23 protein-coding genes are annotated in these 23,850 nt (G+C 53.6%); 3 read left to right on the plus strand and 20 right to left on the minus strand.

Annotation, left to right across the window (positions count from 1 at the left end; all coding sequences use genetic code 11):
- Positions 1–34: 34 nt before the first annotated feature.
- From AINA4_RS05820 to prmC, 11 genes are all read right to left on the minus strand, one after another.
- On the minus strand, positions 35–934 hold the full coding sequence (locus tag AINA4_RS05820) for a F0F1 ATP synthase subunit gamma (protein ID WP_096380372.1): 900 nt from the start codon (positions 932–934) through the stop codon (positions 35–37).
- Positions 935–982: 48 nt separating this feature from the next.
- Positions 983–2,623, minus strand: coding sequence for a F0F1 ATP synthase subunit alpha (gene atpA / locus AINA4_RS05825; RefSeq protein ID WP_096380369.1), 1,641 nt, complete (start codon positions 2,621–2,623; stop codon positions 983–985).
- 61 nt (positions 2,624–2,684) lie between these two features.
- The gene (locus AINA4_RS05830; RefSeq protein ID WP_281786531.1) at positions 2,685–3,482 is read right to left on the minus strand and encodes a F0F1 ATP synthase subunit delta; all 798 of its coding nucleotides are present in this window, start codon (positions 3,480–3,482) and stop codon (positions 2,685–2,687) included.
- Positions 3,482–4,027, minus strand: a complete 546-nt coding sequence (locus AINA4_RS05835) for a F0F1 ATP synthase subunit B (protein WP_096380365.1) — start codon at positions 4,025–4,027, stop codon at positions 3,482–3,484. The genes AINA4_RS05830 and AINA4_RS05835 overlap by 1 nt, the downstream gene beginning before the upstream one ends.
- 31 nt (positions 4,028–4,058) lie before the next feature.
- Complete coding sequence (gene atpE / locus AINA4_RS05840) at positions 4,059–4,295, minus strand: ATP synthase F0 subunit C (RefSeq protein WP_096380363.1); 237 nt, start codon at positions 4,293–4,295, stop codon at positions 4,059–4,061.
- Positions 4,296–4,340: 45 nt separating this feature from the next.
- Positions 4,341–5,159, minus strand: a complete 819-nt coding sequence (gene atpB / locus AINA4_RS05845) for a F0F1 ATP synthase subunit A (RefSeq protein ID WP_281787648.1) — start codon at positions 5,157–5,159, stop codon at positions 4,341–4,343.
- Between the two features lie 293 nt (positions 5,160–5,452).
- Positions 5,453–5,908 (minus strand): hypothetical protein, encoded by a 456-nt coding sequence (locus tag AINA4_RS05850; RefSeq protein ID WP_281786532.1) that lies wholly within the window; start codon positions 5,906–5,908, stop codon positions 5,453–5,455.
- A gap of 5 nt (positions 5,909–5,913) precedes the next feature.
- The gene (locus tag AINA4_RS05855; protein ID WP_281786533.1) at positions 5,914–7,236 is read right to left on the minus strand and encodes an MraY family glycosyltransferase; all 1,323 of its coding nucleotides are present in this window, start codon (positions 7,234–7,236) and stop codon (positions 5,914–5,916) included.
- Between the two features lie 5 nt (positions 7,237–7,241).
- On the minus strand, positions 7,242–7,919 hold the full coding sequence (locus AINA4_RS05860) for an L-threonylcarbamoyladenylate synthase (protein WP_281786534.1): 678 nt from the start codon (positions 7,917–7,919) through the stop codon (positions 7,242–7,244).
- Positions 7,920–7,957: 38 nt separating this feature from the next.
- Entirely contained in the window at positions 7,958–8,944 is a 987-nt protein-coding gene (locus AINA4_RS05865; protein WP_281786535.1) for a glycosyltransferase family 2 protein, read from the minus strand.
- 40 nt (positions 8,945–8,984) lie between these two features.
- On the minus strand, positions 8,985–9,884 hold the full coding sequence (gene prmC / locus AINA4_RS05870) for a peptide chain release factor N(5)-glutamine methyltransferase (RefSeq protein ID WP_281787649.1): 900 nt from the start codon (positions 9,882–9,884) through the stop codon (positions 8,985–8,987).
- A gap of 98 nt (positions 9,885–9,982) precedes the next feature.
- Here prmC and cysK point away from each other — a divergent pair, with 98 nt between their 5' ends.
- Together cysK and epsC are read left to right on the plus strand one after the other, a co-directional pair.
- Positions 9,983–10,918, plus strand: coding sequence for a cysteine synthase A (gene cysK / locus AINA4_RS05875; protein WP_281786536.1), 936 nt, complete (start codon positions 9,983–9,985; stop codon positions 10,916–10,918).
- A 92-nt stretch (positions 10,919–11,010) separates the two neighbouring features.
- Complete coding sequence (gene epsC, locus AINA4_RS05880) at positions 11,011–11,595, plus strand: serine O-acetyltransferase EpsC (RefSeq protein ID WP_281786537.1); 585 nt, start codon at positions 11,011–11,013, stop codon at positions 11,593–11,595.
- 11 nt (positions 11,596–11,606) lie between these two features.
- Here the strand turns inward: epsC and AINA4_RS05885 are convergent, their stop codons facing one another.
- The 5 genes from AINA4_RS05885 to rho are packed head-to-tail and all read right to left on the minus strand — an operon-like array spanning position 11,607 to position 17,879.
- The gene (locus AINA4_RS05885) at positions 11,607–12,599 is read right to left on the minus strand and encodes a glycosyltransferase family 2 protein (RefSeq protein ID WP_281786538.1); all 993 of its coding nucleotides are present in this window, start codon (positions 12,597–12,599) and stop codon (positions 11,607–11,609) included.
- The gene (locus tag AINA4_RS05890) at positions 12,599–13,846 is read right to left on the minus strand and encodes a glycosyltransferase family 4 protein (RefSeq protein WP_281786539.1); all 1,248 of its coding nucleotides are present in this window, start codon (positions 13,844–13,846) and stop codon (positions 12,599–12,601) included. Before AINA4_RS05890 ends, AINA4_RS05885 begins: the two co-directional genes overlap by 1 nt.
- Before the next feature lie 5 nt (positions 13,847–13,851).
- A complete protein-coding gene (gene rffA / locus AINA4_RS05895) occupies positions 13,852–14,997 on the minus strand; it encodes a dTDP-4-amino-4,6-dideoxygalactose transaminase (RefSeq protein WP_281786540.1) in 1,146 nt (381 codons plus the stop codon).
- Positions 14,998–15,017: 20 nt separating this feature from the next.
- Complete coding sequence (gene prfA / locus AINA4_RS05900; RefSeq protein ID WP_281786541.1) at positions 15,018–16,097, minus strand: peptide chain release factor 1; 1,080 nt, start codon at positions 16,095–16,097, stop codon at positions 15,018–15,020.
- Positions 16,098–16,100: 3 nt separating this feature from the next.
- Positions 16,101–17,879: a transcription termination factor Rho gene (rho, locus tag AINA4_RS05905; RefSeq protein WP_281786542.1), complete on the minus strand. Its 1,779-nt coding sequence runs from the start codon at positions 17,877–17,879 to the stop codon at positions 16,101–16,103.
- 247 nt (positions 17,880–18,126) lie between these two features.
- Between rho and AINA4_RS05910 the strand changes: the two genes are divergently transcribed.
- Positions 18,127–18,999, plus strand: a complete 873-nt coding sequence (locus AINA4_RS05910) for a glycosyltransferase family 2 protein (RefSeq protein WP_281786543.1) — start codon at positions 18,127–18,129, stop codon at positions 18,997–18,999.
- 3 nt (positions 19,000–19,002) lie between these two features.
- On the opposite strand, the gene thrB is transcribed toward AINA4_RS05910, so the two are convergent.
- From thrB to lysA, 4 genes are read right to left on the minus strand one after another with little or no spacing between them, the layout of a single operon-like run.
- Positions 19,003–19,953, minus strand: a complete 951-nt coding sequence (gene thrB / locus AINA4_RS05915; RefSeq protein WP_281786544.1) for a homoserine kinase — start codon at positions 19,951–19,953, stop codon at positions 19,003–19,005.
- On the minus strand, positions 19,953–21,038 hold the full coding sequence (gene thrC, locus AINA4_RS05920; protein ID WP_096380329.1) for a threonine synthase: 1,086 nt from the start codon (positions 21,036–21,038) through the stop codon (positions 19,953–19,955). Before thrC ends, thrB begins: the two co-directional genes overlap by 1 nt.
- A gap of 1 nt (position 21,039) precedes the next feature.
- Positions 21,040–22,368 carry a homoserine dehydrogenase gene (locus AINA4_RS05925; protein ID WP_281786545.1) on the minus strand — a complete coding sequence of 443 codons (1,329 nt, stop codon included), beginning with the start codon at positions 22,366–22,368 and terminating at the stop codon, positions 21,040–21,042.
- Complete coding sequence (gene lysA / locus AINA4_RS05930; protein WP_281786546.1) at positions 22,365–23,795, minus strand: diaminopimelate decarboxylase; 1,431 nt, start codon at positions 23,793–23,795, stop codon at positions 22,365–22,367. The genes AINA4_RS05925 and lysA overlap by 4 nt, the downstream gene beginning before the upstream one ends.
- Positions 23,796–23,850: the final 55 nt, after the last annotated feature.

Below are 23,850 nucleotides of genomic sequence, written 5' to 3' on the forward strand. Positions count from 1 at the left end.
CTTCTTCTCTCTTACCTGGTTTGGGAAGTCTGTGTTACTTGGCGGACGACAAGGCGTCGGCGCCACCAACGATTTCGGAAATTTGCTGCGTGATCTCGGACTGACGAGCGTTGTTCGCCAGACGGGTGTAGTCGCGGATGAGTTTGTCAGCGTTGTCGCTGGCAGACTTCATCGCGCGCTGACGGCTCGCGTGCTCAGACGCAGCCGACTGAAGCATGGCGTTGAAGATGCGGCTCTCGATGTAAACCGGGAGGAGTGCATCCAACACCTTGTCTGCTTCAGGCTCGAATTCGTAGAGAGGCAATACCTCATTTTCTCCGGGCTCATCCACGCCTTCAACAACTTCCAAAGGAAGCATGCGAACAACGTGGGGAACCTGAGAAACCATGGATACGAAACGGTTGTAGACAACGTGAATCTCGTCCACACCACCATCGGTGTAGTCGCGCAAGAAGCTTTCGAGAACAGTGTTCGCGATTTCCTGAGCGGTTTCGAATACAGGCTGGTCAGTGCCGCCGGTCCAAACGCGCTCAGCAGGACGCTGGCGGAAGGAGAAGTAGGCGTTTGCTTTACGACCAACAAGGAAGTAGACAACCTCTTTGCCCTGTTCACGCAGCAGTTCTGCCAACTGCTCAGATTCACGCAGAACCTGAGAGCTGAAAGCGCCAGCAAGACCACGGTCAGAGGTGAGGATCACAATCGCGGCGCGACGAATCTGCTCAGGCTCAGTGGTGAGCACGTGTGACACGTTGGAGTACGTGGCCACAGCAGATACCGCACGAGTAATCGCACGTGAGTATGGCGTGGATTGCATTACTCGCGCCTGCGCTTTTTGAATACGCGAGGCAGAGATCAGCTCCATTGCACGCGTGATCTTCTTGGTCGTCTGGGCAGAACGAATTTTCTGCCTATAGACCCGAAGTTGCGCTCCCATGTCTCTCCTGAGGTTTCTCTAAAGGTGGTTGATGTCTATGAAGGGCGCTTAGCGCTTCTTCTTGACAATCTTTTCCTGGTTGACGTCGTCTTCATCGATAGCGGTGAACTCTTCGTTGCCCACGGAGGACAAAGAAGAACCGTCACCGACCTGGAACTCCTTCTTGAAGGCAACAACTGCCTTCTCGAGGTCTTCCACAGTCTTGTCATCGAGCACGTTGGTCTCGCGCAGAGTGGTCAGAACCTTGGTCTTGCGACCGAGGTAGTCGAGGAATTCACGCTCAAATCGCAGGATGTCCTCAACAGGAACCTCATCGAGCTTGCCAGTGGTACCAGCCCAGATGGAGACAACCTGGTCTTCAACGGGGTATGGGGTGTACTGAGGCTGCTTGAGAAGCTCGGTTAGACGTGCACCACGAGCCAGCTGACGACGGCTAGCGGCGTCAAGGTCGGATGCGAACATCGCGAATGCTTCGAGGGAGCGGTACTGAGCCAGTTCGAGCTTCAAGGTACCGGAGACCTTCTTGATCGACTTGACCTGAGCGTCACCACCCACACGAGAGACGGAGATACCTACGTCAACAGCTGGACGCTGGTTCGCGTTGAACAGGTCGGACTGCAGGAAGATCTGGCCGTCGGTGATCGAGATCACGTTGGTGGGGATGTATGCCGAGACGTCGTTTGCCTTGGTCTCGATGATGGGAAGACCGGTCATCGAACCTGCACCGAGCTCGTCAGAGAGCTTTGCACAACGCTCTAGCAAACGGGAGTGTAAGTAGAACACGTCACCGGGGTATGCTTCACGTCCTGGTGGGCGGCGAAGAAGCAGTGATACAGCACGGTAAGCCTCAGCCTGCTTGGAGAGGTCATCGAAAATGATGAGTACGTGCTTGCCGCCGTACATCCAGTGCTGACCGATAGCAGAACCGGTGTACGGAGCGAGGTACTTGAAACCTGCGGGGTCAGATGCAGGAGCAGCCACGATGGTGGTGTACTCCATTGCGCCAGCGTCTTCCAAAGCGCCCTTTACAGCAGCAATGGTGGAACCCTTCTGACCGATAGCAACGTAGATGCAGCGAACCTGCTTGTTGACGTCGCCGGACTCCCAGTTAGCCTTCTGGTTGATGATGGTGTCGATCGCAATAGCGGTCTTACCCGTCTGACGGTCACCAATGATGAGCTGACGCTGTCCGCGACCCACAGGGATCATAGCGTCAATAGCCTTGATACCGGTCTGCATGGGCTCGTGTACCGACTTACGCTGCATAACACCAGGAGCCTGAAGTTCAAGAGCACGACGTCCCTCAATCTTCTTGATGTCACCGAGACCATCGATGGGGTTACCCAGTGGGTCAACCACGCGACCGAGGTAGCCTTCACCAACAGGAACGGAGAGAACCTCGCCAGTGCGGGTTACTTCCATACCTTCAACGATGCCGGTGAACTCACCGAGGACAACAACACCGATCTCGTTCTCGTCGAGGTTCAGTGCCAGGCCGAGGGTGCCATCTTCGAAGCGGATGAGCTCGTTCGCCATCACACCGGGCAGACCCTCAACGTGGGCAATACCGTCGGCTGCGTCAATAACGTGGCCAACCTCGGTCTTCGAAGCCTTGGTGGGCTTGTAGGAAGAAACGAAGTCCTTGAGAGCGTCGCGGATCTCGTTGGGGCTGATCGTGAGTTCTGCCATTGTGTTTTCCTTGTCTGACTCAGTCGGGTGACTGAAGGGGTTTGTGAAGTCTTTCCTTGAGCTATCCAGCGAGCTGGAGTCGCAGTTCTTGAATACGGGACGAAACGGAGCCATCGATCACGTCATCGCCAACCTGCACGCGCAGGCCACCAATGATTGCGGGGTCAATGACGAGGTTGATGTTGAGCTCGCGTCCGTAAACCTTGGCCAGAGTCTTGCTCAGGCTGGTCAACTGCGCTGGCGCAATCGGTTGTGCACTGGTCACGGTTGCAATGGTGGCACCTGCCTGGTCTGCAACAACATCTGCTGCGTAGGAAAGCAGGGCACCAATTCGGCGGCCACGAGGCTGCTGAACAAGTGAGGAAACGATAGCAATGGTTGCTGCCGAGGCCTTGCCCTTGAGCAGTTTCACAACAAGCGCTGCCTTCGCCTTGGTGTCGCCCAGTTTGGATCCGAGGCCAAGCTCGAGTTCTGCGTCGCTCGACACGGCACGAGAGAACGCGAACAGCTCAGCGTCAACGGATTCATTCTTCTTAGCGCCCGACACAGCAGCGCGGATAGCGATTTCTTCGACACCGGCCAACAGGTCATCCTGGTTGGACCAGCGGTAGGAGACAATCTGTCCGAGCAGTTTGGAGGATGTTGCATCCAGTCCCTTGCCGAAGACCTTGCCCAGCAGGGCGGTCTTGTCAGCGGTGGGAACGGCAGGGTCAGCAAGAACGGCGCGCAATTGGGCAGACTCAGCGAGGGCACGACCTGCAGCAAAGAGCTGTTCGCCCAATGCCAGGTTTGCCTTTGCTCCCAAGCCAGCAAGTGCTGTCTTGGAGCTTTCGATTGCGTGTCTGCTTGCGCTACCCATTACTTAGCTGCCTTCTCCGACTTTTCCAGATCTGCCAGGAAACGGTCCACGAGAGCCTTGGACTTCTTGTCGTCAGTGAGTGCTTCACCGATGACCCCAGAAGCCAAGTCAATTGCGAGGGTGCCCACTTCACTCTTGAGTGAGACCAGAGCGGTTTGACGCTCTGCCTCAATCTGAGCCTTAGCAGTCGCGGTGACGCGAGCTGCCTCTACAGTGGCGTTTTCCTTAGCTTCTGCAACGATCTTGACGCCATCTGCGCGAGCAGCGTCACGGATCTTGCCAGCCTCTACACGTGCATCAGCGAGCTGAGCAGTGTACTTTGCCAGTGCCTCTTCAGCTTCCTTCTGTGCAGCATCTGCCTTTTCAATGTTGCCTTCAATAGCAGCACTGCGTGCTTCCAGGATGGCTGAAACGTTGGGCAGAATCTTCTTCCAGAAGAAGATAAGGATGACGGCAAAGATAATCGACGACCAAACGAGGTCGTAGGTTGCAGGTAGAAGAGGGTTTGGTGCCTCTTCTGCTGCAACGATGAGTGCCTGAAGCATGTTGTCTCCGTGTCGAAAGAGCGGAATGTGACTAGTTGGTGAAGATGAAGTAGGTAGCAATACCGATGAAGGCAAGTGCCTCGGTAAATGCGATACCCAGGTACATCAGAACCTGAAGACGACCTGCGAGCTCAGGCTGGCGAGCAACCGACTCGATGGTCTTTCCTACGACGATACCTACGCCGATAGCGGGGCCAATGGCTGCGAGACCGTAGCCGACGGTGGCAATGTTGCCGTTGATTTCGGCGAGAACCGATGTTGCGTCCACGAGTGTTTCCTTCCGTGTTGTCGTCTGAAGCGGATGCTTCAGCCGTTAGTGTTCCTCAGCCAGCGCGAGCTGGATGTAGACCGTTGTAAGCAGGGTGAATACGTATGCCTGAAGCACAGCCACCAACATCTCAAAGAGAGTGAAGATGAAGCCGAAAGCAAACGTTCCGATTCCGAACAGCTTCCAGAAGCCGTCCATTTCGAAGAAGAAGAACCAGGTTGCGGAGAAGGCCAGCACCAGCAGGAGGTGGCCGGCAACCATGTTCATCAGAAGACGAAGAGCGAGGGTGATCGGACGCAGGATGAAGATTGAGAAGAACTCAATCGGAGTCACGATCACGTAGATAGGCCAAGGAACCCCTGGTGGGAACAAGGAGGCTTTGAGGAATGTCAGGGGGTGCTTCTTGAGACCTGCGTATACGAAGGCAACATAGGCAACCAGTGCCAACACCAGTGGCAAACCAATGGTTGAGGTTCCCGCGATGTTGAATCCGGGGATGATGCCCGGAATGTTCATGGCTAGAACGGTGAAGAAAATACCGGTGAGCAGAGGTAGGAAGCGCTTCGCGTCTTTCTTACCCAGCAGGTCTTCAGCGATGTTGACGCGAACAACATCCAGCGCCATTTCCGCAAGTGACTGGCCCTTGGAGGGAACAATCTTGAGGTTACGAGTTGCTAAAGCGAAGAAGGTGATGAGAATCGCCGCCATGAAGAACTTGACGAGAATGATGCGGTTGATCTCGAAGGGGGTGCCGTCGAAGAGAATGACGGGCGGGAAGAATTCGTAGATCGATGGCCCGTGAAAGCTCGGAGCGTCCTCAGTGGAGGCGATGAGCTTGGTTACAGCGTTTACTAGCAGCGCTATCTCCTGTTTCGGGGCGTGGAGCTTCTGCTCTCGCGTCGACGAACATGCGGTATCCCCCAGCAGTGCAATCTCGTTTGGCTTCGTTGTCGAAACGTGACTGATTGTTCCGCAGTTGGTGCGAGGGATTACTCAAGACTTTACAGGCAAAATCGGCTGCTGAGCCAATCCCCATGACACTTACCGGTCAGCGGAAAGACTTTCTTTGTGACCTTCCCAACTCCCCCGAAAAGACGGGCAAGAACAAACCCCAGACAATGTCTGGGGTTTGGCGAAAAAAGCTGTGAAAAAGCGTGTTATTTCAAATCTGAAACATAGGGCATGCGGGTCTTCATCACCACGACCACATCCACCACGAGCGAGGAGATCACTCCAGCAATCAACGACAAGAACAATGCCGTGGGATTAATCCACGGCTGATCGCGCAGCGCAATGGCCGCAACGATAAATGCCACAAACTTCAGAAGCCATGCGCCGAGCACAATCGCAAAGAACGCCACGATGTCATAACGCACGGCGATGAGGATACTCAGCGCCGTAATTCCGAGGAACACTCCAGCCATGGCCGCACCAATAACGGCACTCCACGCAGCTGTTGGTCCTGCCACGAGGAGGCCAATGACTCCTCCCACCACAGCAATCGCTGCGGCGAAAGCAAAGCCATAGGCCAGGGTCCGCTTGAGAACGGGAACAGAGCTGGGTACAGCCCGACCACCATTGGGAAAGGAAGCCGCTACATCAGGATTAGTCATGGTTTTTAGCCTTTGTTCTCGTTCTCATCAGCAAATTTCGGCGAAGCACTCTTCCCGCGCTTGACGATTCCCTCGCCTAAGTTGATCTGGCCTGTTGCGCCGGCAATAACGTCTTCAGCGGGGACAGGAATATCATCACCAAACTTGTTACTGGCGGCATCCAGTGGGTCATACTCAGCCAAGACGGCATCGTCCTTGAGGGATTGGATTGCCACTTCAGCTTTCTGGCGCCTGGTCAATGGAAACACCGTCAATACGGTGCTGATGATTGTTCCCACAATCAAGAACACAATCGCTATGGCATAGGGCTTGACGATGAAGAACAACAGGAAGCCAATGGACACCACCGCAGTCCAGGTGTACAGAATGAGCACTGCTTGGAGGTGGGAGTGCCCCATGTCGAGAAGGCGATGGTGAAGGTGCTTACGGTCTGCCGTAAAGGGAGACTTTCCAGCACTTACGCGCCGCAACACAGCCAAAGAGAAATCAACCAGTGGCAGGAGCAAGATGGCAAAGGGAAGCATGATGGGCAAGAACGCTGGCAGCAGTTGAGACTTACCCAAACCAGTTTCGGTAAATGCACTGGGGTCAATTTGCCCAGTCACCGCAATAGCTGCAACAGCCATGAGGAGCCCTACGAGCATGGAGCCAGCATCCCCCATAAACAAGCGGGCTTTGTGCCAGTTAAAGGGTAAGAACCCTGCACACGCTCCGACAAGAACTGCTGCGATGAGAGAAGCAAGGTTGAAGTAGTTGGAGGGGCTGGTCTCGCGAGCTAACAAGTAGCTATAGATCAAGAACACCCCGTTGGAAATCAACGAGACACCGGCCACCAAACCGTCAAGACCGTCAATGAAGTTGACGGCGTTCATGACAAGCACGATCACGAAGATGGTGAGCAGGAAAGACATCGTGGGAGAACCCACCGTGATGCCGCCAATAGGCAAAGAAAGAATTTGCACACCCTGCCAGGCAACCAGTGCAGCGATACCTAACTGGGCCGCAAGCTTGATGGTCCAGTCCAAATCCCACAGATCATCGAGCACACCCACCAAAACGATGAGGAATGCTGCACCCATGATGGCCAGAACGGGTCCTGGCTGGGCAAAGATGACGTGGAAGAAGTCAATCTGGCTTGCCACGATGAAGGCAACCAAAATTCCTAGGAACATGGCCACGCCACCCAAACGAGGAGTGGGAGTGGTGTGAACATCGCGCTCACGAATCTTGGGATAAAGCTTGTATTTCAGACTGAGGCGCCTAATGGCGAACGAAAACCCGAAAGTCACGAGGGCGGTGGCCAAAGCCATCAGTGCAAGCATCACCATGAGAGTTAGCCCACCACGTCTGTCGACGGTTCGAGAACATCACCGATGACCTCTCGTAATTGTGCAGCAGAAATCACACCGTCGCGAAGAATGCGGATTCCACCTTCGCCTCGGGAAAGCGCCGTTGCATCCACAATGGTGGAGGCTAAACCGGCGTTGGCTTCTCCCCCATCTAGATACACCTCTACGCGTGCACCCAGCTGGTCATGAGCATCCTGTGCGGTTACCGCAGCAGGCTGACCAGTCAAGTTAGCTGAGGAAACAGCCAGCGGGCCTGTCTCGGCAAGGAGCTCTAAGGCAACCGGGTGGGAAGGAACACGAACAGCAACAGTGCCGTTGGTGTCTCCTAAGTCCCACGCCAATGAAGGCTGCGCCTCCAAGATGATCGTCAACCCGCCTGGCCAGAACGCATCTGCCAGAGCACGCACTTCATCGGGAATGTTTTGCGCCAAACCATCCATCGTCGCCACGGAAGGCATCAACACTGGTGGCGGAGATTGACGGCCACGACCTTTTGCCTCAAGAAGTAATTGCACCGCCTCGGCACTAAACGCATTTGCCCCGACACCGTAAACGGTGTCCGTGGGCAAGACGACAAGTTGACCTTTGGCAACAGCTTGCCTGGCAAGCCGCGTTCCGGTCAAAAGCTCAGCATTATCTGAGCAGTCGTAGATGCGTGACATAACTCACCCAGTTTACGGGTGAAGAGCTCCGCACTTCCTTAGAGTGGCTGTACGAGATCTCGCAACACGTCTCGTGGACCATTACTGACTCGGAAGTAACGACCGGTAAACACCTGTCCCAGCACGGGGACCCAGCGAATCACACGATTATTGGGGTATGCAGAACGGGCTTCTTGTAACTTCTGTGCTGAGCTGATGAGCTTCAACTCGTCAGCGTCTGCACCCAGCTCTGGTGCGCGCTGAGCCAAGCTCGTAATGCGGCTGAGAAGACGAGCATTGCGCTGGGTGCCTTCGGCCCGCAGTTTGGCCATGCGCGTTCCCATGGTGTTCTTTTTCACACCTATTTGATTCGACGAATGTTGCCGATAGGAAATCAGAGGGCCTGTCACGGCAAACTTCTCTCCGCCCAGAGCTGCCACCATGGCTAACCATTCGTCATGCACCCAGCCCTCGGGGAAGGGGGCAGCCTTCTCGAACACCGTTCGTGGGAAGGCTGCGGTGGCACCGGTGACAATATTGCGCTTGATCAACACGTTCACAGGGTCAGTAGTGATGCCTTCTCGTTCTGAAGTCTTCAGCGCTAAAGCCTCGAACAGGGTGTGACCGAGAGGTGCACCTTCACCATCGATGAGGTCCGCATCCCCAAAAACAAAACCTGCACCTGCATCCAGCAGCGCTGCGCCGGTTTCTAGCCGCTGCGGGAACCACAGATCATCTTGATCCGCCAGGAAAATGTATTGCTTACTCGTTGCCGCTATGGCTTGCTCAAAGTTCTTTGTCACGCCCAGCGAGGTTTTGTTCTGCAGGACGGTGAGTTTGATTCTGCCCAGAATGGTTTTGTGCTCAACGAGCTTTTCCCACGTTTGCTTCAGAAGTGCGACCGTGCCATCTGTTGACCCATCATCAGAGACGACGATTTCTGCAGGGAGCAAGGTTTGGGCAGCCATGGTTTCTAACTGGGCTGCGATGTAGTGGGCACCGTTGTAGGTGCACATCGCCACCGAGATATTCGGTGATATTGCCACAGTGAACTCCCCTTGCTTGAGCTAGCCCAGAAAGGCCAGTTTACGGGCGGGTTGCTGTTGTATAGCGGTCACGGCCAACCAAATCTCGATGTGTCGCAGTAGCACGCCAGCCATCAGCGCTGAGAATGCCGCGAATATCTACCCCCTGGAGCTCACCATGCTCGAGCATGAGCTGCGCACCAGGACGGCCAAGAATGAGGCCTACTCGAGAGACTTCTCGCACCACATCAAGCCCGTCTTCCCCGCCATAAAGCGCTAGTGAAGGGTCAAAGAGGCGAACTTCAGGATCTCTAGGGATTGCGTCCACAGGAATATAGGGAGGGTTCGAGACAACGACAGCAACAGTTCCCTCTAGCTCGGGGTAGGTAGCCAAGAGTTCATCCCCGGCTAGGTCGCCAGGAACTAAGTGTGCGTTAGCTCCCCCGAGTGCTGAGAAGTTCTTACTTGTCCAGGGCAGTGCTTCAGGGCTTTTCTCCACGGCATAAATATGGGCATGTGGAACTTCAGTTGCCATAGCTAATGCGATAGCACCAGAACCTGTTCCTAAGTCCACTGCTGAAGGAGAAGGTTCCGCTAAGGAACGCAAAGCATCGATGGCCATCCCGGCCAGTTGTTCTGTTTCAGGCCTGGGCACAAATACTCCAGGGCCCACGGAGAGTGTGAGGGATCTAAACCAGGCCACACCCAAAATGTGTTGCAACGGTTCGCGGCCGGCGCGACGTTCAACGAGCTGTCTTATCAGGAGCGTTGATTCTCCCGGAATGGTGAACCCTGTCACCACTTTGGAGGCAAGTTCCCCACGGCTAAATCCCAGAACATGGGCGATAAGCAGTTCTGCATCAACCTCTGCATCGGGCACTCCTTCAGCGCTTAGGGTCGATATTGCCCACTGACGAAGGTCAGTGACAGCAATATCGTCAGCGTGAGCAGAAGAATTCATAATGTCTTCGAACGTAACAGAACTAGGAAGATTGCGTGGACGTGCCACATAATCAGAGAACGCTTTAGTACTACCCCAACAAGAGAAACAGGTTCATCGTGGCTCGTCTATATGACAACATCACTGACGTTACCGGTAACACCCCACTGGTACGTATCAACCGTTTGACCGAAGGCGCTGGTGCCACGGTTTACGCCAAGCTCGAGTTCTACAACCCCGGTAACTCCGTCAAGGACCGCCTGGGTAAGGCAATCATTGACGCAGCTGAAAAGTCTGGTGCGCTCAAGCCCGGTGGAACCATCGTGGAGGGAACCTCCGGTAACACCGGCATTGCTCTTGCCCTCGTCGGTGCCGCTCGCGGCTACAAGGTCATCTTGACCATGCCTGAGACCATGAGCATCGAGCGCCGCGTGCTCGTTCGCGCATACGGTGCTGAAGTAGTGCTCACCCCTGGCTCTGAGGGTATGCGCGGTGCTGTATCTCGCGCTGAAGAAATCGTTGCCAACACTCCTGGTGCCATTCTTGCTCGCCAGTTCGAGAACGAGGCAAACCCTGCCATTCACCGTGCAACCACAGCTGAAGAAGTGTGGGCAGACACCGACGGCAAGGTAGATATCTTCATGGCAGGTGTCGGTACCGGTGGAACCATCACCGGAACCGGTCAGCGCTTGAAGGAACTCAACCCTGACATTCAGATCATCGCTGTTGAGCCTGAAGAGTCCCCCATCCTCAACGGTGGCGCACCAGGACCACACAAGATTCAGGGAATTGGTGCAAACTTCGTGCCCCCTATCCTGGACACCACGGTTTATGACGAGGTCTTTGATGTGAACTTCGAACAGTCCATCGAGACTGCACGTCGTCTCGCAGCAGAAGAGGGAATCCTCGCCGGTATCTCCACCGGTGCCATCTTCTACGCAGCTAACGAGGTTGCACGCCGACCAGAAAACGTTGGCAAGACCATCGTGGCCATCGTGTGCGACTACGGCGAGCGCTATGTTTCCACTGCACTGTGGGAGCCTTTCAAGGACTAATACCCAGAACGCATCAACAATGCCCACCTTTTTAGGTGGGCATTGTTCGTGGTCGAGGGAATACAGAGAACTTCGGTAGCCTTGTAAGTCTTATGCTCAACATCCGTGAAGACATCGCTAATGCGCGATCCCATGACCCCGCTGCACGTTCAGCGTTTGAAACATGGGTGGTCGCCTCTGGTCTTCACGCCGTCTGGGCACACCGCTGGAACCATTGGTTGTGGAATCACGGTTTCAAATTCATTGCCCGCGTGGGATCGCAATGGATGAGGTTCTGGACAGGTATTGAGATTCATCCTGGTGCCAGAATTGGTCGTCGTTTCTTTATCGATCATGGTATGGGTGTTGTCATTGGTGAGACGGCTGAAATCGGTGACGACGTCATGATGTATCACGGCGTGACTCTTGGTGGGCGATCACTTGAGCACGGTAAGCGCCACCCCACCATTGAAAACAACGTCACCATTGGCGCTGGTGCAAAGATTCTGGGCCCCATTACTGTTGGCCACAACAGCGCGATTGGCGCTAATGCCGTGGTTGTCAAAGATGTTCCTGCGGATTCGCAGGTCGTAGGTATTCCTGGAGTTGCTCGTCCCCGTAACGGCATGGTTGCTGTTCCCGGAGAAGCTGTCGACGACAGTGGACGAGCCTGGGTTGACCCAGCAATGTTTATCTAGGCTCGGCTGATCTAGGCCCTGGAAGCTTCCAGAGAATACTTCGCGATCTTTTTCTCATCTTCGAGTGAGATGTTCAGTGCTCGGTGAATATTGACCCACTTAGTCCAGGCATAAGCAGGGTTCACAAGCAACCACTTCAGCTTCTGCCCAAAGTTGTAATCGCGATCTCGCACGATACGTGAAGTCGAAACAAGTATGTCTCTCACCGCACGAAGTTTGGCTTGCACCCACGAGAGTGATTGGCGTCCTTGACCCACTTTGCGCATGCCGAGATTTTCGTCAAAAATACGCTTGCCGTATTCGGAAAAGGTCACGTCGTTCGAGTGCTCAACAATGGCTTGTGCTGCATACGCTTTTCGATAGCCGGCCTCTAGGAGATCTTGTGCGAAGGCCATATCTTCGGAGTAGTTCACATCACGGTAAGCAATAACGTTGAGGAGGAAGTCTCTACGTGTTGCGGAATTCACATCTGAATAGAACAGTTCACCAGGTGTGAGTTCATGAGTCTTTTTGAGAGAACCATCAATAATGGTGGTTTCACCATCAGAGCCGCAGGCCCTGAAAACTCCCTCAATTTCATACTTGAGCAAGGGTGAACAATTAGAGCGAGCAATGTGCTTTCCCACAACACCAACACAGTTCAAGCCGGCAGGATCCAAGGGAGCTGTGATGTTAGTGAGCCAATCTGAATCTGTGGGAATGGCGTCATGGCTGAGATAAGCAATGTTGGTTCCGCGAGCCAGTTTGGCGGCTAAGTTCCGGGTTTTGCCGTGGCCAAACTCTGAGCCTGGAATCTCAACTAATCTCACCGCGGGGTGTGCCGCAATGATGTCCAACGTGGCGTCACTTGAGCCCGAGTCAATAATGAGAATCTCGAATGTGCCCGCAAAGTTTTGCTTTTCAACAGAGTTGAGAAGCTGGTCAAGGTACTTCTCCCCATTGAAGGTGGGAATGAACACGGTTGTGTCGACCGCTTGTGTGCTTTCAGGACCGACGAGGGGCATTACTTCTTCTTGCGCTTGATGATCTTGTCAAACATCGCCACAACTTCCGCGCCTGCATCTGCCCATGAACCACCCTCAGCAGATTTGGATAGTTCACGCGAATATTCAACTTGGTCGGGACGATCAATGGCGGCAATAATTCGGTCAGCCATCAGCGCGGGAGACATAGGGACAAACTCGATGCGAGGATCATCCCGAAGTGTCATGCGGGTGTTTTCACCATCGTTCACGATGGGAACAACACCACACGCCATCACTTCGAGCGGAAGCAAAGACATACAGGTCAGCGAAAGTACAAATGCGGCAGCGCATCTGTTGTACAGCTCTGGAAGCTGGGAAACCTGGAGAGTTCCATGGTTTACGAAGGGGAATTCAATTCCTGCCTTAGACATGTCCCAGCCGGCGATGTTGATGGTGATGTCAGGACGGCGACGGTGAACTTCCTCGAGCACCAACAAACCAAACTCCGTGCCACGGCGAGGTGTTGTGGGGCGGGCATAGAACAGAATTTCATTGCGCTTGGCATCGTTGGTCCTGGTGTAGCGAGAAGCATCAACAGAGTATTCATAGAAATCTGTTGGCATTCCGTAATCACGCTTGAGCTTCGCGGCTAACCACGAACCTATCGTGATTCCGTGGTACCCCAAGCGATATGAGTTCTCTGCCACAACATAGTCAGGACCAGCGGGGAAAAAGTAGGGTTCAAAGTCGAGCACCCAATAGATACGGGGGATATTGCGTTCATACCGCCAAGCCGCATATGCCGTGGCCCAGTCCGTTGCCACGATGACGTCGAAGTCTCCGGTAATTCCCACTTCTGGGTCATACATTCGATATTCAGCATTGAGCTGGGGGTAGCCCGAGTTGGTGGACAGCATGTGCTTGACGCCCTCAACACTCACCTTGGGGTAGGTCCCAGCCGAATAGAGGAAAATGGTGATTTCATAGCCAGCTTGCTCGAGAAACTGCATGAACATGTAGGCGTTCTGGTGGCCGCCACTCGAGCGTCCGGGAGGGGAAATAACCCACGCAATTTGTGGTTTACCATTTGGCTTGACTGGCTTCTCAGCTTTGAACTGGCGGTTTTGTGTCCAATCCACAGCTAGCACGTCTTGCTTGAACACAGTAGCCAAAGGAACTTCTTCGAAAGGGTTTAAGCGGGAAGTCAGCCACTTAGCCCCCCGCCATGCAGTGGACTTAATGCCCTCATATTTGAGCATTTCGGAAGCACGTGAAAAGACTGACATGAGCTTTACTTGTAGGCCTTCACAGTCTCGATAACGTAGGCAACCTGTTCATCACTCATTCCTGGCCACAATGGCAGGCGAGCCAAACGCGAAGCAAAAGAATCTGTTTTTTCCAACGAGCCAATGCTTCGACCATACTTCTGCCCAGCTGGGCTGGAGTGCAATGGAACGTAGTGGAATGTTCCAATCACTCCATGTGATCGTAGGTGCTCGAGCAGACCATCTCGCTTTTCTTGGTCTGACATCAGCACATAAAACACGTGAGCTGCATGCTCGCCGTGAGCTGGAGTCATCACCGAGCCGCCTAGAGAAGAAGCCCAGTCGGAAAGTTCGATTGAATAGCGGTTCCAAATCTCGAACCGACGCTCCTGGATGCCGTCAAAGGCATCCAGCTGGGCGTCGAGCACGGCAGCGTTTAATTCGGAGGGAAGATAGCTTGAACCCCACTCAACCCAGGTGTACTTATCTACTTGTCCGCGTAAGAACTTGGAACGGTTAGTTCCTTTTTCACGCATGATTTCAGCAGCTTCAACGAGAGTAGGGTCATTGATCAGAACTGCACCGCCTTCACCGCAGTGCACGTTCTTTGTGTCGTGAAAGCTCTGGATTGCTACAGAACCAATTGTTCCTAGAGCACCGAATCGAGACTGAACAGCTAAACCATGTGCGTTGTCTTCGATTACAGGAATATTGTGCTTGCGAGAAATTGCCATGATGGAATCCATGTCCACGGGAGCACCGCCGTAGTGCATGACAGAAATCGCCTTGGTTTTGTCTGTGATAGCTTTCTCAACTTCGAGAGGATCAATATTGCCACTGTCACCCTCGATATCGACAAATACTGGGACTCCCCCGGCAGCCACAATAGATGAGGCCCCCGAGGAGAAAGTAAAACTAGGAACAATTACTTCGTCCCCTGCACCAATACCAAGCAAGCGCACGGCCATCTCTAAAGCCGCCGTTCCCGAGGTGGTCAGCAGAATGTTCTGCGCCCCAGTGAGTTCAACCAACTTTGTTGTAGCTGACTTGGTAAACGGGCCATCTCCATGAACATGGTCAGAAGCAATAACGGCAGCTAAATTCTCTGGTGCTGTAGGCGCGCGAAAGGGCACCGAAAAGAGAATCGGTGTTAATTCCTCACGTGCCGACATGTTTTGAGTCTAGTTCGCAACTAGTTTTGGTCGCCCAAAGCTGCCAGGCGCGATTCTTCATCCGCCGTAATGCAGGACTGAATCACAGGTTCGAGAGCCCCATCCATCACCCGGTCCAGGTCGTAGGACTTGTACCCGGTGCGGTGGTCCGCAATACGGTTTTCAGGGAAGTTGTAGGTGCGAATACGTTCTGAGCGGTCCACGGTACGAATCTGCTCTTTACGAGCCGCACTAGCTTCTGCAGCTGCTTCTTCCTGCTGGCGAGCAAGAATACGAGCACGCAACACACGCATACCCGCTTCACGGTTCTGCAGTTGGCTCTTCTCGTTTTGCATCGAGACCACGATTCCGGTGGGAAGGTGGGTAATGCGCACAGCAGAGTCAGTGGTGTTCACAGACTGTCCGCCAGGACCTGAAGAGCGATAAACATCAATCTTCAGATCGTTCTGGTTGATCTGTACCTCTTCTGGCTCATCTACTTCGGGAAAGACGAGAACACCGGCGGCAGAGGTGTGAATACGGCCTTGAGACTCAGTTGCAGGTACGCGCTGTACGCGGTGAACGCCACCTTCAAACTTGAGGTGAGCCCAGACTCCCTGTGCAGGGTCGTTCGAGTTGCCCTTAATGGCAACTTGAACGTCCTTGTAACCACCGAGGTCAGACTCGGTCTTATCAAGGACTTCGGTCTTCCATCCTTTGGACTCGGCATAGTGGAGGTACATGCGCAAAAGGTCAGCGACGAATAGCTGGCTTTCTGCGCCACCTTCACCGCCCTTGATTTCCATGATGACGTCACGGCCATCATCTGGGTCACGAGGAATGAGCAAGCGACGCAGCTTTTCCTGAGCTGCAGGAATAGCTTCCTCGAGGGCAGGAATTTCGGTGGCGAACGCTTCGTCTTCCTTGGCTAATTCCTTAGCGGCAGCAAGGTCGTCTTCTAACGCGGTGAGCTGTTCATAGGCAGCCTTGATTTGGCTCAGTTCTGCATAACGGCGGTTGAGCTTCTTCGAGCGTGCAGCGTCAGCGTGCACGGCCGGGTCGGAGAGCTGAACCTGCAGCTCTTCGTACTCGGCGAGAAGGCCTTGTACTGAAGACAGCATGGATTAGTCCTCCTTGGAAGCAGAACCTGCGTTGGACTTCTGCATCAGCATCAAGAACTCAACGTTGGTTGCTGTTTCCTTGAGCTTGCCCACGACGCTTTCGAGCGCCTGCTGCTGGTCCAGACCAGCAAGGGCGCGGCGAAGCTTCCAGGTGACTTTGACTTCGTCAGCACCCATGAGCATTTCTTCGCGTCGTGTACCAGATGCGTTGACATCAACTGCAGGGAAGATGCGCTTGTCTGCTAGTGCACGTGAGAGGCGCAGCTCCATGTTGCCGGTGCCCTTGAACTCTTCGAAGATGACTTCGTCCATCTTCGACCCGGTCTCAACGAGCGCAGAGGCAATGATGGTCAAGGAGCCACCGTTTTCAATGTTGCGTGCAGCACCAAAGAACTTCTTGGGTGGGTATAACGCAGCTGCATCAACACCACCGGAGAGAATACGACCTGAGGCAGGAGCTGCCAGGTTGTATGCGCGTCCCAGGCGAGTAATCGAGTCAAGCAGAACAACAACATCCTGGCCGAGCTCGACGAGGCGCTTTGCGCGCTCGATAGCGAGCTCTGCCACCATGGTGTGGTCTTCAGCCGGACGGTCAAAGGTTGAGGCAATAACTTCACCCTTGACACTGCGTTCCATGTCCGTTACTTCTTCTGGACGCTCGTCGACCAGAACAACCATGAGGTGAACCTCAGGGTTGTTCTGAGCAATTGCGTTAGCAATCTGCTGCATCACGATGGTCTTGCCAGCCTTGGGTGGGGCAACAATCAGACCACGCTGTCCCTTACCAATGGGAGAAACCAAGTCGATTATGCGGCCAGTGATCTTGGCAGATTCGGTCTCTAAGCGCAGGCGCTCCTGTGGGTAGAGAGGCGTCAAGGACTGGAAGTCAACACGCGTTGCTGCTTCCTCAATGGTCTGGCCATTGATGGAATCAATCTTGACAAGTGCGTTGTACTTCTGGCGGCCAAATCCTTCGCCTTCACGAGGCTGCTTGATTGCACCAATAATGGCGTCACCCTTGCGCAGGTTGTACTTCTTGACCTGGCCAAGAGAAACGTAGACGTCGTTGTTGCCGGGGAGGTATCCGGACGTGCGCACGAATGCGTAGTTGTCCAGTACGTCCAAGATGCCTGCAATAGGAATCAAGACATCGTCTTCGAGGATTTCTGGTTCTACCTCGTCGCCCATGCGGCCACCGCGGCGGCGGTCACGCTGACGGTTGTTACGGCCGTTGCGGTCGTAACGATCGTTGCGTTCTTCACCCTCAGACTCGGGCCCGTTGTTGCGGGGGTTCTCTCCCTCTACACGGTCGTTACGGTCACGACGATTTCGGTTGCGGTTACGGTTACGGTTTGGGCGCTCGCCATCAGTGTTGTCGTTGTCGCCAGCTCCCTCAGTGGAACCAGAGTTCTGCTCGGCATCACCGGAGTTCTCTGCTACTTCTGCGTTGCGTCCACGGCCACGTCCACGACGTGGGCCAGCCTCGCCTGCTTCTGCAGGTGCCTCTGATTCAGGTGCTGAAGATTCAACTGCCTCGGCAGCCTTCTTGGAGGGTCGTCCACGACCACGACGTGGTGCTTCCTCAGCGCTTGCCTGCAACGCTGGGGCAAGCGCAGGAACACCAGCGTCGCCCGAGTTGACGTGCTGTGAGGCACTGACAGACACTGCGCCAGAAACTGCGTCAGCAGATGAAACAGGGGCAGTTACAGTTGCGCGGCGTGAGGTGCGCTTGCGGGGTGCAGCTTCTGCTGCGGGGGTTTCTTCGAATGAGTTCTCAGACATGAGCTCTCCTTTGTATTTATGTATCTAGCACCCTGTTCTTATTGGCCCCACAACTCTGAATAGATATGGAGGTAAGAAATGGTGCTGAATGTGTGAAGTTCGAAACCGAACTGGGGAATGCTCCGGGAAGTGTGTTACGTGATGACGTAGCTTCAACCGGTGCATCAGAAGTCTAGCAGGGCTTACTGAGCCAGTTCTCACGAAAAGACTCTGCGTGCCCTTGTAGTCTGGACAGCGGATAAATCTTATGAGCCCGAAACCTTCTGCCCCCGCTGATGTAGCCATCATTACTGTGAGCTACAACTCAAGTGCGCAGTTGGCGGATTTCTTAGCAAGTGCCATCAAATCGGTTGACGCCCCCAGCCAAATCACTGTCGTAGATAACAACTCTGCAGACATTGACATTACGCAGAAGCTGACAACCAGATTGGGTGTTAACCTTCTCAAACTAGAGAAGAATGTGGGCTACGGCGCAGCAGTCAACAAGGCAGTTCCCGGGCTTGAACCACATCTCAGAACACTGCTGGTATGTAACCCCGACAGCGAGCTCAACGTAGCTGCAGTCCACAGACTCTCAGAAGCTGTCATGGATCAGAAAGTGGGCGTGGCTGGGCCACGCATTTTCAATGAAGATGGCGGTGTTTACCCCTCTGCCAGAAATATTCCTTCCATCCGCAATGGTGTGGGCCATGCTTTGTTTGCCAATATCTGGCTGGGTAACCCCTGGACAAAGAACTACCTCTCTGAAACTCACCTTCAAGATTCAACCGTTCCGGCTGGATGGGTTTCTGGAGCATGTTTAGCTATTCGCCGTGAGCTCTTTGAACGCATTGGTGGTTTTGATAGCCACTACTTCATGTATTTCGAGGATGTAGATCTGGGCTATCGCCTCGGAAAGCTAGGGTTTACCAACCTGTATGTCCCTGAAGTCTCCATCAAGCACATTGGTGGAGAAAGCACTAAAGCCACCAAGAAGACCATGCTGCGCATTCACCACGAAAGCGCCATGCGATTTATTCAGGTGAAATACAAAGGAATCTTGTGGGCACCTGTGCGTGGAATAATCCGGATTGGCTTGGAGCTGCGTTTCTGGTTCCAAGCACGTAAGGCAACGACCTAAAAATTACTTCGCAGTAACGACTGTTGCTCCGGCAAAATCAACTGCCAGCATGAGTGCTTTCCAGGGTGTTTCCTCGTGCTGTGAAACGAGTTGTGCTGCTTCAACACGTTGAGCTGGATCTGAACTCAGAACCAAAATGGATGGGCCTGCCCCGGAAACAACAGCAGCGAACCCGTTATCGCGTAACACTTTAACCAGTGCACTTGTTTGGGGCATTGCTTCTGCGCGGTAGTCCTGGTGGAGTTTGTCTTCCGTCGCCTCGAAGAGAAGCTCAGGACTCTGTGTGAGTGCTGCAACTAAAAGTGATGAACGGGACACATTGAAAATTGCGTCTTCGTGAGGAACACTCTCTGGCTGTAGTGAGCGTGCGTGCTTTGTCGACATGGTGAACGAAGGCACCAAGACCAGCGGAGAAACACCACGGTGAACAAGCAAGCGCTTACAACGTGGCCCCTCTTCTGTGGTCCAGGCGATAGTTAGGCCACCAAAAAGTGCAGGGGCTACGTTGTCGGGGTGGCCCTCAAGCTCTGTGGCAAGACGCAACAGTGTGTCTTCATCGAATTCAACAATGCCATCAAGCAAACCTTTTGCTGCGAGAAGACCAGAGACAATTGCTGCGCTCGAGGACCCCATGCCTCGTGAGTGGGCAATCTTGTTGTGGGCAACGAGGTTCAGACCCGGCATTGCCACGCCCGCATGCGCGAAAGCGTGGGCAATGGACTGCACAACAAGATTAGAAGCATCGGTAGCTACTGGAGCTGCCGAGTCAGCAGAACCTTCGCCAATAACTTCAACCGTTGCCCCAGCCTCTGGACGAACAGTGACGTCAAGCTGATCGTAGTAGCCAAGGGCAAGTCCAAGCGTGTCAAAACCAGGGCCTAAGTTTGCAGATGTAGCCGGTACGCGGACAGTTACTGCCCTGCCTACCGGCACCTGCATAGACCCAGAAGACATTAGTGTGCGGCGCCCTTGACCAGTCCGAGGACACCAGCGACCTCTTCGGTGCTCACAGGAACAACGGTAGGAGTGACCTCAGTACCATCCGCCTTCTTCAGTGCCCATAGTGGGTCCTTCAGACCGTGACCAGTCACGGTCAGGACCACGGTGGAACCAGCTGGAATATGGCCATTCTCAGCACGCTCAAGCAAACCTGCTACAGAGATTGCAGATGCTGGCTCAACGAAGATTCCTACTTCTGCAGAAAGAATGCGCTGCGCAGCAAGAATTCCGGCGTCATCGATGGCGCCGAAATAGCCCTTGCTGGTGTCACGAGCGCCAAGCGCAAACTCCCACGATGCAGGGTTACCAATACGAATAGCGCTGGCAATAGTTTCTGGGTTCTTTACGGGGTGGCCAAGAACAATAGGAGCAGAACCTGCTGCTTGGAAACCAAACATGCGAGGAAGCTTGGTCGAAGCACCGCGTTCAAGTTCTTCGCTGTAACCACGGAAGTATGCGGTGTAGTTACCGGCATTACCGACAGGAACAAAGTGGAAGTCTGGGGCATCTCCGAGAACTTCAACAACCTCAAATGCTGCTGTTTTCTGGCCTTCGATGCGGTCAGGGTTCACCGAGTTCACCAGGTGAACAGGGTAGTTCTCAGCGAGGTCACGAGCTATATCGAGGCAGTCATCGAAGTTACCCTCGATCTGAATGATTTCAGCATTATGGGCAACAGCCTGGCTGAGCTTGCCCATCGAAATCTTGCCTTCAGGAATGAGCACAGCTGCTGAGATTCCAGCGTGGGTTGCGTAGGCCGCAGCAGAAGCACTGGTGTTACCAGTAGAAGCACAAATAACTGCCTTGGCACCGTGTTCAACAGCCTTAGAGATGGCCATGGTCATACCGCGGTCCTTGAATGAACCCGTAGGGTTCATTCCTTCATACTTCACGAAGACACGTGCACCTGTGCGAGCAGAGAGAGCCTTAGCTTCAATCAGTGGAGTGCCGCCCTCCCCCAGGGTAATGATGGGGGTTGCGTCAGAAATGTTGAGGCGGTCTGCATACTCTGGCAGAACTCCGCGCCACTGATGTGCCAACTTAGGCTCCTTCAACTCGTAGAACCGAAACCACTGAGCTCACGGCATCCAACTGCGCAAGAGCGGAAACGGTGGCCGCTAAATCAGACTCAAGAGCTGCATGCGTGCCAATAACTAGCGTAGCCGTCGGAGCAGCCTCTCCAGACACCGCCTCGCTGCCAAAGGTTCCCTGCTCAACCAATTCAACAGAAACACCGTGCTGACCAAAGACGTCAGCAACAGAGGCAAGAACACCAGGGCGGTCAAAGACAGAAAGAGTCACGTGATAACGAGTGGTAATGGCGCTGATAGGCAACACCGGCAAATTAGCGTTCGTAGAGGCTCCCAAGCCAGGGCCACCGATGATGTGGCGACGCGCAGCAGAAACCAGGTCTCCTAAAACAGCAGAAGCAGTCTCTGGCCCTCCAGCACCAGCGCCATAGAACATCAACGAGCCGGCAGCTTCTGCTTCAACAAAGACAGCATTGTTTGCTTTATGGACCGAAGCGAGGGGGTGCTCACGAGAGATCAGAGCAGGATAAACACGTGCTGAAACTGCTTCTTCACCCGTTTCGGGATTGGTCAAACGTTCACAAATAGCAAGCAGTTTGACTACATAACCAGCCTTCTTGGCTAGTTCTACCGTCTTACCGGTAACCTCACGAATACCTTCGCGGTGAACCTTCTCCAAAGGAATTGTGGTGTGGAATGCCAGGCTGGCAAGAATTGAAGCTTTTTGCGCAGCATCAAATGCGTCAATATCTGCAGTGGGGTCTGCCTCGGCATAACCCAGTTCAGTTGCAATAGCGAGTGCGTCTTCGAAAGAAGAACCCTCAGTGTCCATCTTGTCCAAGATGTAGTTTGTAGTACCGTTAACAATTCCCATAATGCGCTTGACGCGATCTCCGGCAAGGCTTTCGCGAAGCGGACGGATAATGGGGATTGCTCCAGCAACAGCTGCTTCGAAGTAGAGCTGAGCGCCTACACGCTCTGCTGCTTCGAATAATTCAGTCCCGTGAGTTGCTAGCAATGCTTTGTTGGCAGTGACAACGTCCGCTCCGGAGTTGATAGCTTGCAGAATGTAGCTGCGAGCTGGCTCAAGGCCGCCCATAACTTCAATCACAATGTCAGCCCCCAGGATTAGGGATTCTGCATCAGTAGTGAAGAGTTCTTTGGGTAGATCTGCTGAACGAGGGGCATCGAGGTTACGTACAGCGATACCGGTTAACTCGAGACTTGCACCAACTCGAGAAGCAAACTCTTCTTTGTGCTCAAGCAGTAGCCGGGCTACCTGAGCACCAACAGTTCCACCGCCCAACAATGCCACACGTACGTTGCGGTATTCGATCATGTGTTTACCTTTCGGATAACGCCCATATCGCGCGCTAACAAATCTTCTTCAGTTTCGCCGCGCACTATAACGCGGGCAACACCATCTTTGACAGCAACAACAGGTGGCCTAGTCAAATAGTTGTAGTTACTAGAAAGTGACCAGCAATACGCACCTGTTGCAGGAATTGCTAGCAAATCACCGGGCTTAACATCCCCGGGAAGATAGTCCGCATAAACCAGAATGTCTCCAGATTCACAGTGCTTACCAGCAACGCGCACCAATGCTGGCTGTGCATCAGATAATCGGTTCGCGATGCGAACCGAATAATCAGCTCCATACAGAGCTGGGCGTGCGTTATCGCTCATACCGCCGTCAACGCTGACATATTTGCGTATTGCAGTTTCACCAGTAAGGACGCCGTTGTCGTCAACGACGTCAACTGAAACGTCTTTGACAGTGCCCACTTCATAAAGGGTGAAGGTGGACGTTCCGATTACTGCACGTCCTGGTTCAACACATACAACTGGAATATCAATACCCAGAAGAGAACACTCAGCAGAGACCACAGAAGCAATTTCGTGGGCAATGTCTTCGATGGGTGTGGGCTTATCTGCCGGCTTATAGGCAATACCAAAACCACCACCGAGGTTGAGCTCTGGAACAGGGCCTCCTTTGAGCAGTTCTGCGTGCAAAGAAAGCAAACGTGCTGCTGACTCAGCGAAACCGTCTGTCCCAAAGATTTGGGAACCTATGTGGCAGTGAAGGCCGACAAATTCCAACGATTCATGTGAACGAATCTCTGCAACCAAATCTGGGGCATCAGCGATGGTGACACCAAACTTTTGATCTTCATGCGCGGTGGCAAGGAAACTGTGGGTGTGTGCGTGAACACCACTGTTGACCCGAAGGCGTACTCGTTGATTCTTGCCCGCGCGACGAGCAGCATCTGCAACGCGACCAATTTCAATGAAGGAATCAATAACGATGGTTCCAACACCAACGTCAACAGCTCGTTCAATTTCTGCTTGGGATTTATTATTACCGTGAAGACCAATGTGGGAAGGGTCAATTCCTGCAGCGAGCGCAACAGCAAGTTCTCCCCCACTGGCAACATCGACGTTGAGACCAGCCTCGGTAACCCAGCGAACTACTTCAGTGCACAGGAATGCTTTACCTGCGTAATAGACCTTGGCATGTGTGCCAACGGCAGAAAAAGCTGATTCAAAGGCGTTTCTTACTTCTACAGCTCTTTTTCGAGCATGTACTTCATCAACAACAAAAAGTGGTGTTCCAAATTCTTGAGCTAATGCAGAAACATGAGCTCCAGCAACAAGCACTTCGCCATTACTGTTCCGAGTAACTGAAGAGGCCCAAACACCACTTACTAACTCGTTGGCATCAACGTCAGCCGTGAGCCACGTTGGTGCAAGCGGGTGAGAAGCCACAGGTAAACCTCAGTTGAAGTGAAATAGAGAAATCGAACGAAAAGAACCGGCTTGG

Origin of the sequence: Aurantimicrobium sp. INA4, from assembly GCF_027924525.1 — a bacterium.
In the GTDB taxonomy this organism is placed as follows: domain Bacteria; phylum Actinomycetota; class Actinomycetes; order Actinomycetales; family Microbacteriaceae; genus Aurantimicrobium.

Bases quoted from the DNA above. Each gene is read 5' to 3' on its own strand.
- AINA4_RS05890 (WP_281786539.1), bottom strand. From the start codon at position 13,846: ATGTCAGTCTTTTCACGTGCTTCCGAAATGCTCAAATATGAGGGCATT.
- epsC (WP_281786537.1), top strand. From the start codon at position 11,011: ATGCTCAACATCCGTGAAGACATCGCTAATGCGCGATCCCATGACCCC.
- prfA (WP_281786541.1), bottom strand. From the start codon at position 16,097: ATGCTGTCTTCAGTACAAGGCCTTCTCGCCGAGTACGAAGAGCTGCAG.
- AINA4_RS05850 (WP_281786532.1), bottom strand. From the start codon at position 5,908: ATGACTAATCCTGATGTAGCGGCTTCCTTTCCCAATGGTGGTCGGGCT.
- AINA4_RS05855 (WP_281786533.1), bottom strand. From the start codon at position 7,236: ATGGTGATGCTTGCACTGATGGCTTTGGCCACCGCCCTCGTGACTTTC.
- atpA (WP_096380369.1), bottom strand. From the start codon at position 2,623: ATGGCAGAACTCACGATCAGCCCCAACGAGATCCGCGACGCTCTCAAG.
- rffA (WP_281786540.1), bottom strand. From the start codon at position 14,997: ATGTCGGCACGTGAGGAATTAACACCGATTCTCTTTTCGGTGCCCTTT.
- rho (WP_281786542.1), bottom strand. From the start codon at position 17,879: ATGTCTGAGAACTCATTCGAAGAAACCCCCGCAGCAGAAGCTGCACCC.
- AINA4_RS05860 (WP_281786534.1), bottom strand. From the start codon at position 7,919: ATGTCACGCATCTACGACTGCTCAGATAATGCTGAGCTTTTGACCGGA.
- AINA4_RS05830 (WP_281786531.1), bottom strand. From the start codon at position 3,482: ATGGGTAGCGCAAGCAGACACGCAATCGAAAGCTCCAAGACAGCACTT.
- AINA4_RS05925 (WP_281786545.1), bottom strand. From the start codon at position 22,368: ATGATCGAATACCGCAACGTACGTGTGGCATTGTTGGGCGGTGGAACT.
- prmC (WP_281787649.1), bottom strand. From the start codon at position 9,884: ATGAATTCTTCTGCTCACGCTGACGATATTGCTGTCACTGACCTTCGT.
- AINA4_RS05835 (WP_096380365.1), bottom strand. From the start codon at position 4,027: ATGCTTCAGGCACTCATCGTTGCAGCAGAAGAGGCACCAAACCCTCTT.
- AINA4_RS05885 (WP_281786538.1), bottom strand. From the start codon at position 12,599: ATGCCCCTCGTCGGTCCTGAAAGCACACAAGCGGTCGACACAACCGTG.
- AINA4_RS05910 (WP_281786543.1), top strand. From the start codon at position 18,127: ATGAGCCCGAAACCTTCTGCCCCCGCTGATGTAGCCATCATTACTGTG.
- AINA4_RS05820 (WP_096380372.1), bottom strand. From the start codon at position 934: ATGGGAGCGCAACTTCGGGTCTATAGGCAGAAAATTCGTTCTGCCCAG.
- thrB (WP_281786544.1), bottom strand. From the start codon at position 19,953: ATGTCTTCTGGGTCTATGCAGGTGCCGGTAGGCAGGGCAGTAACTGTC.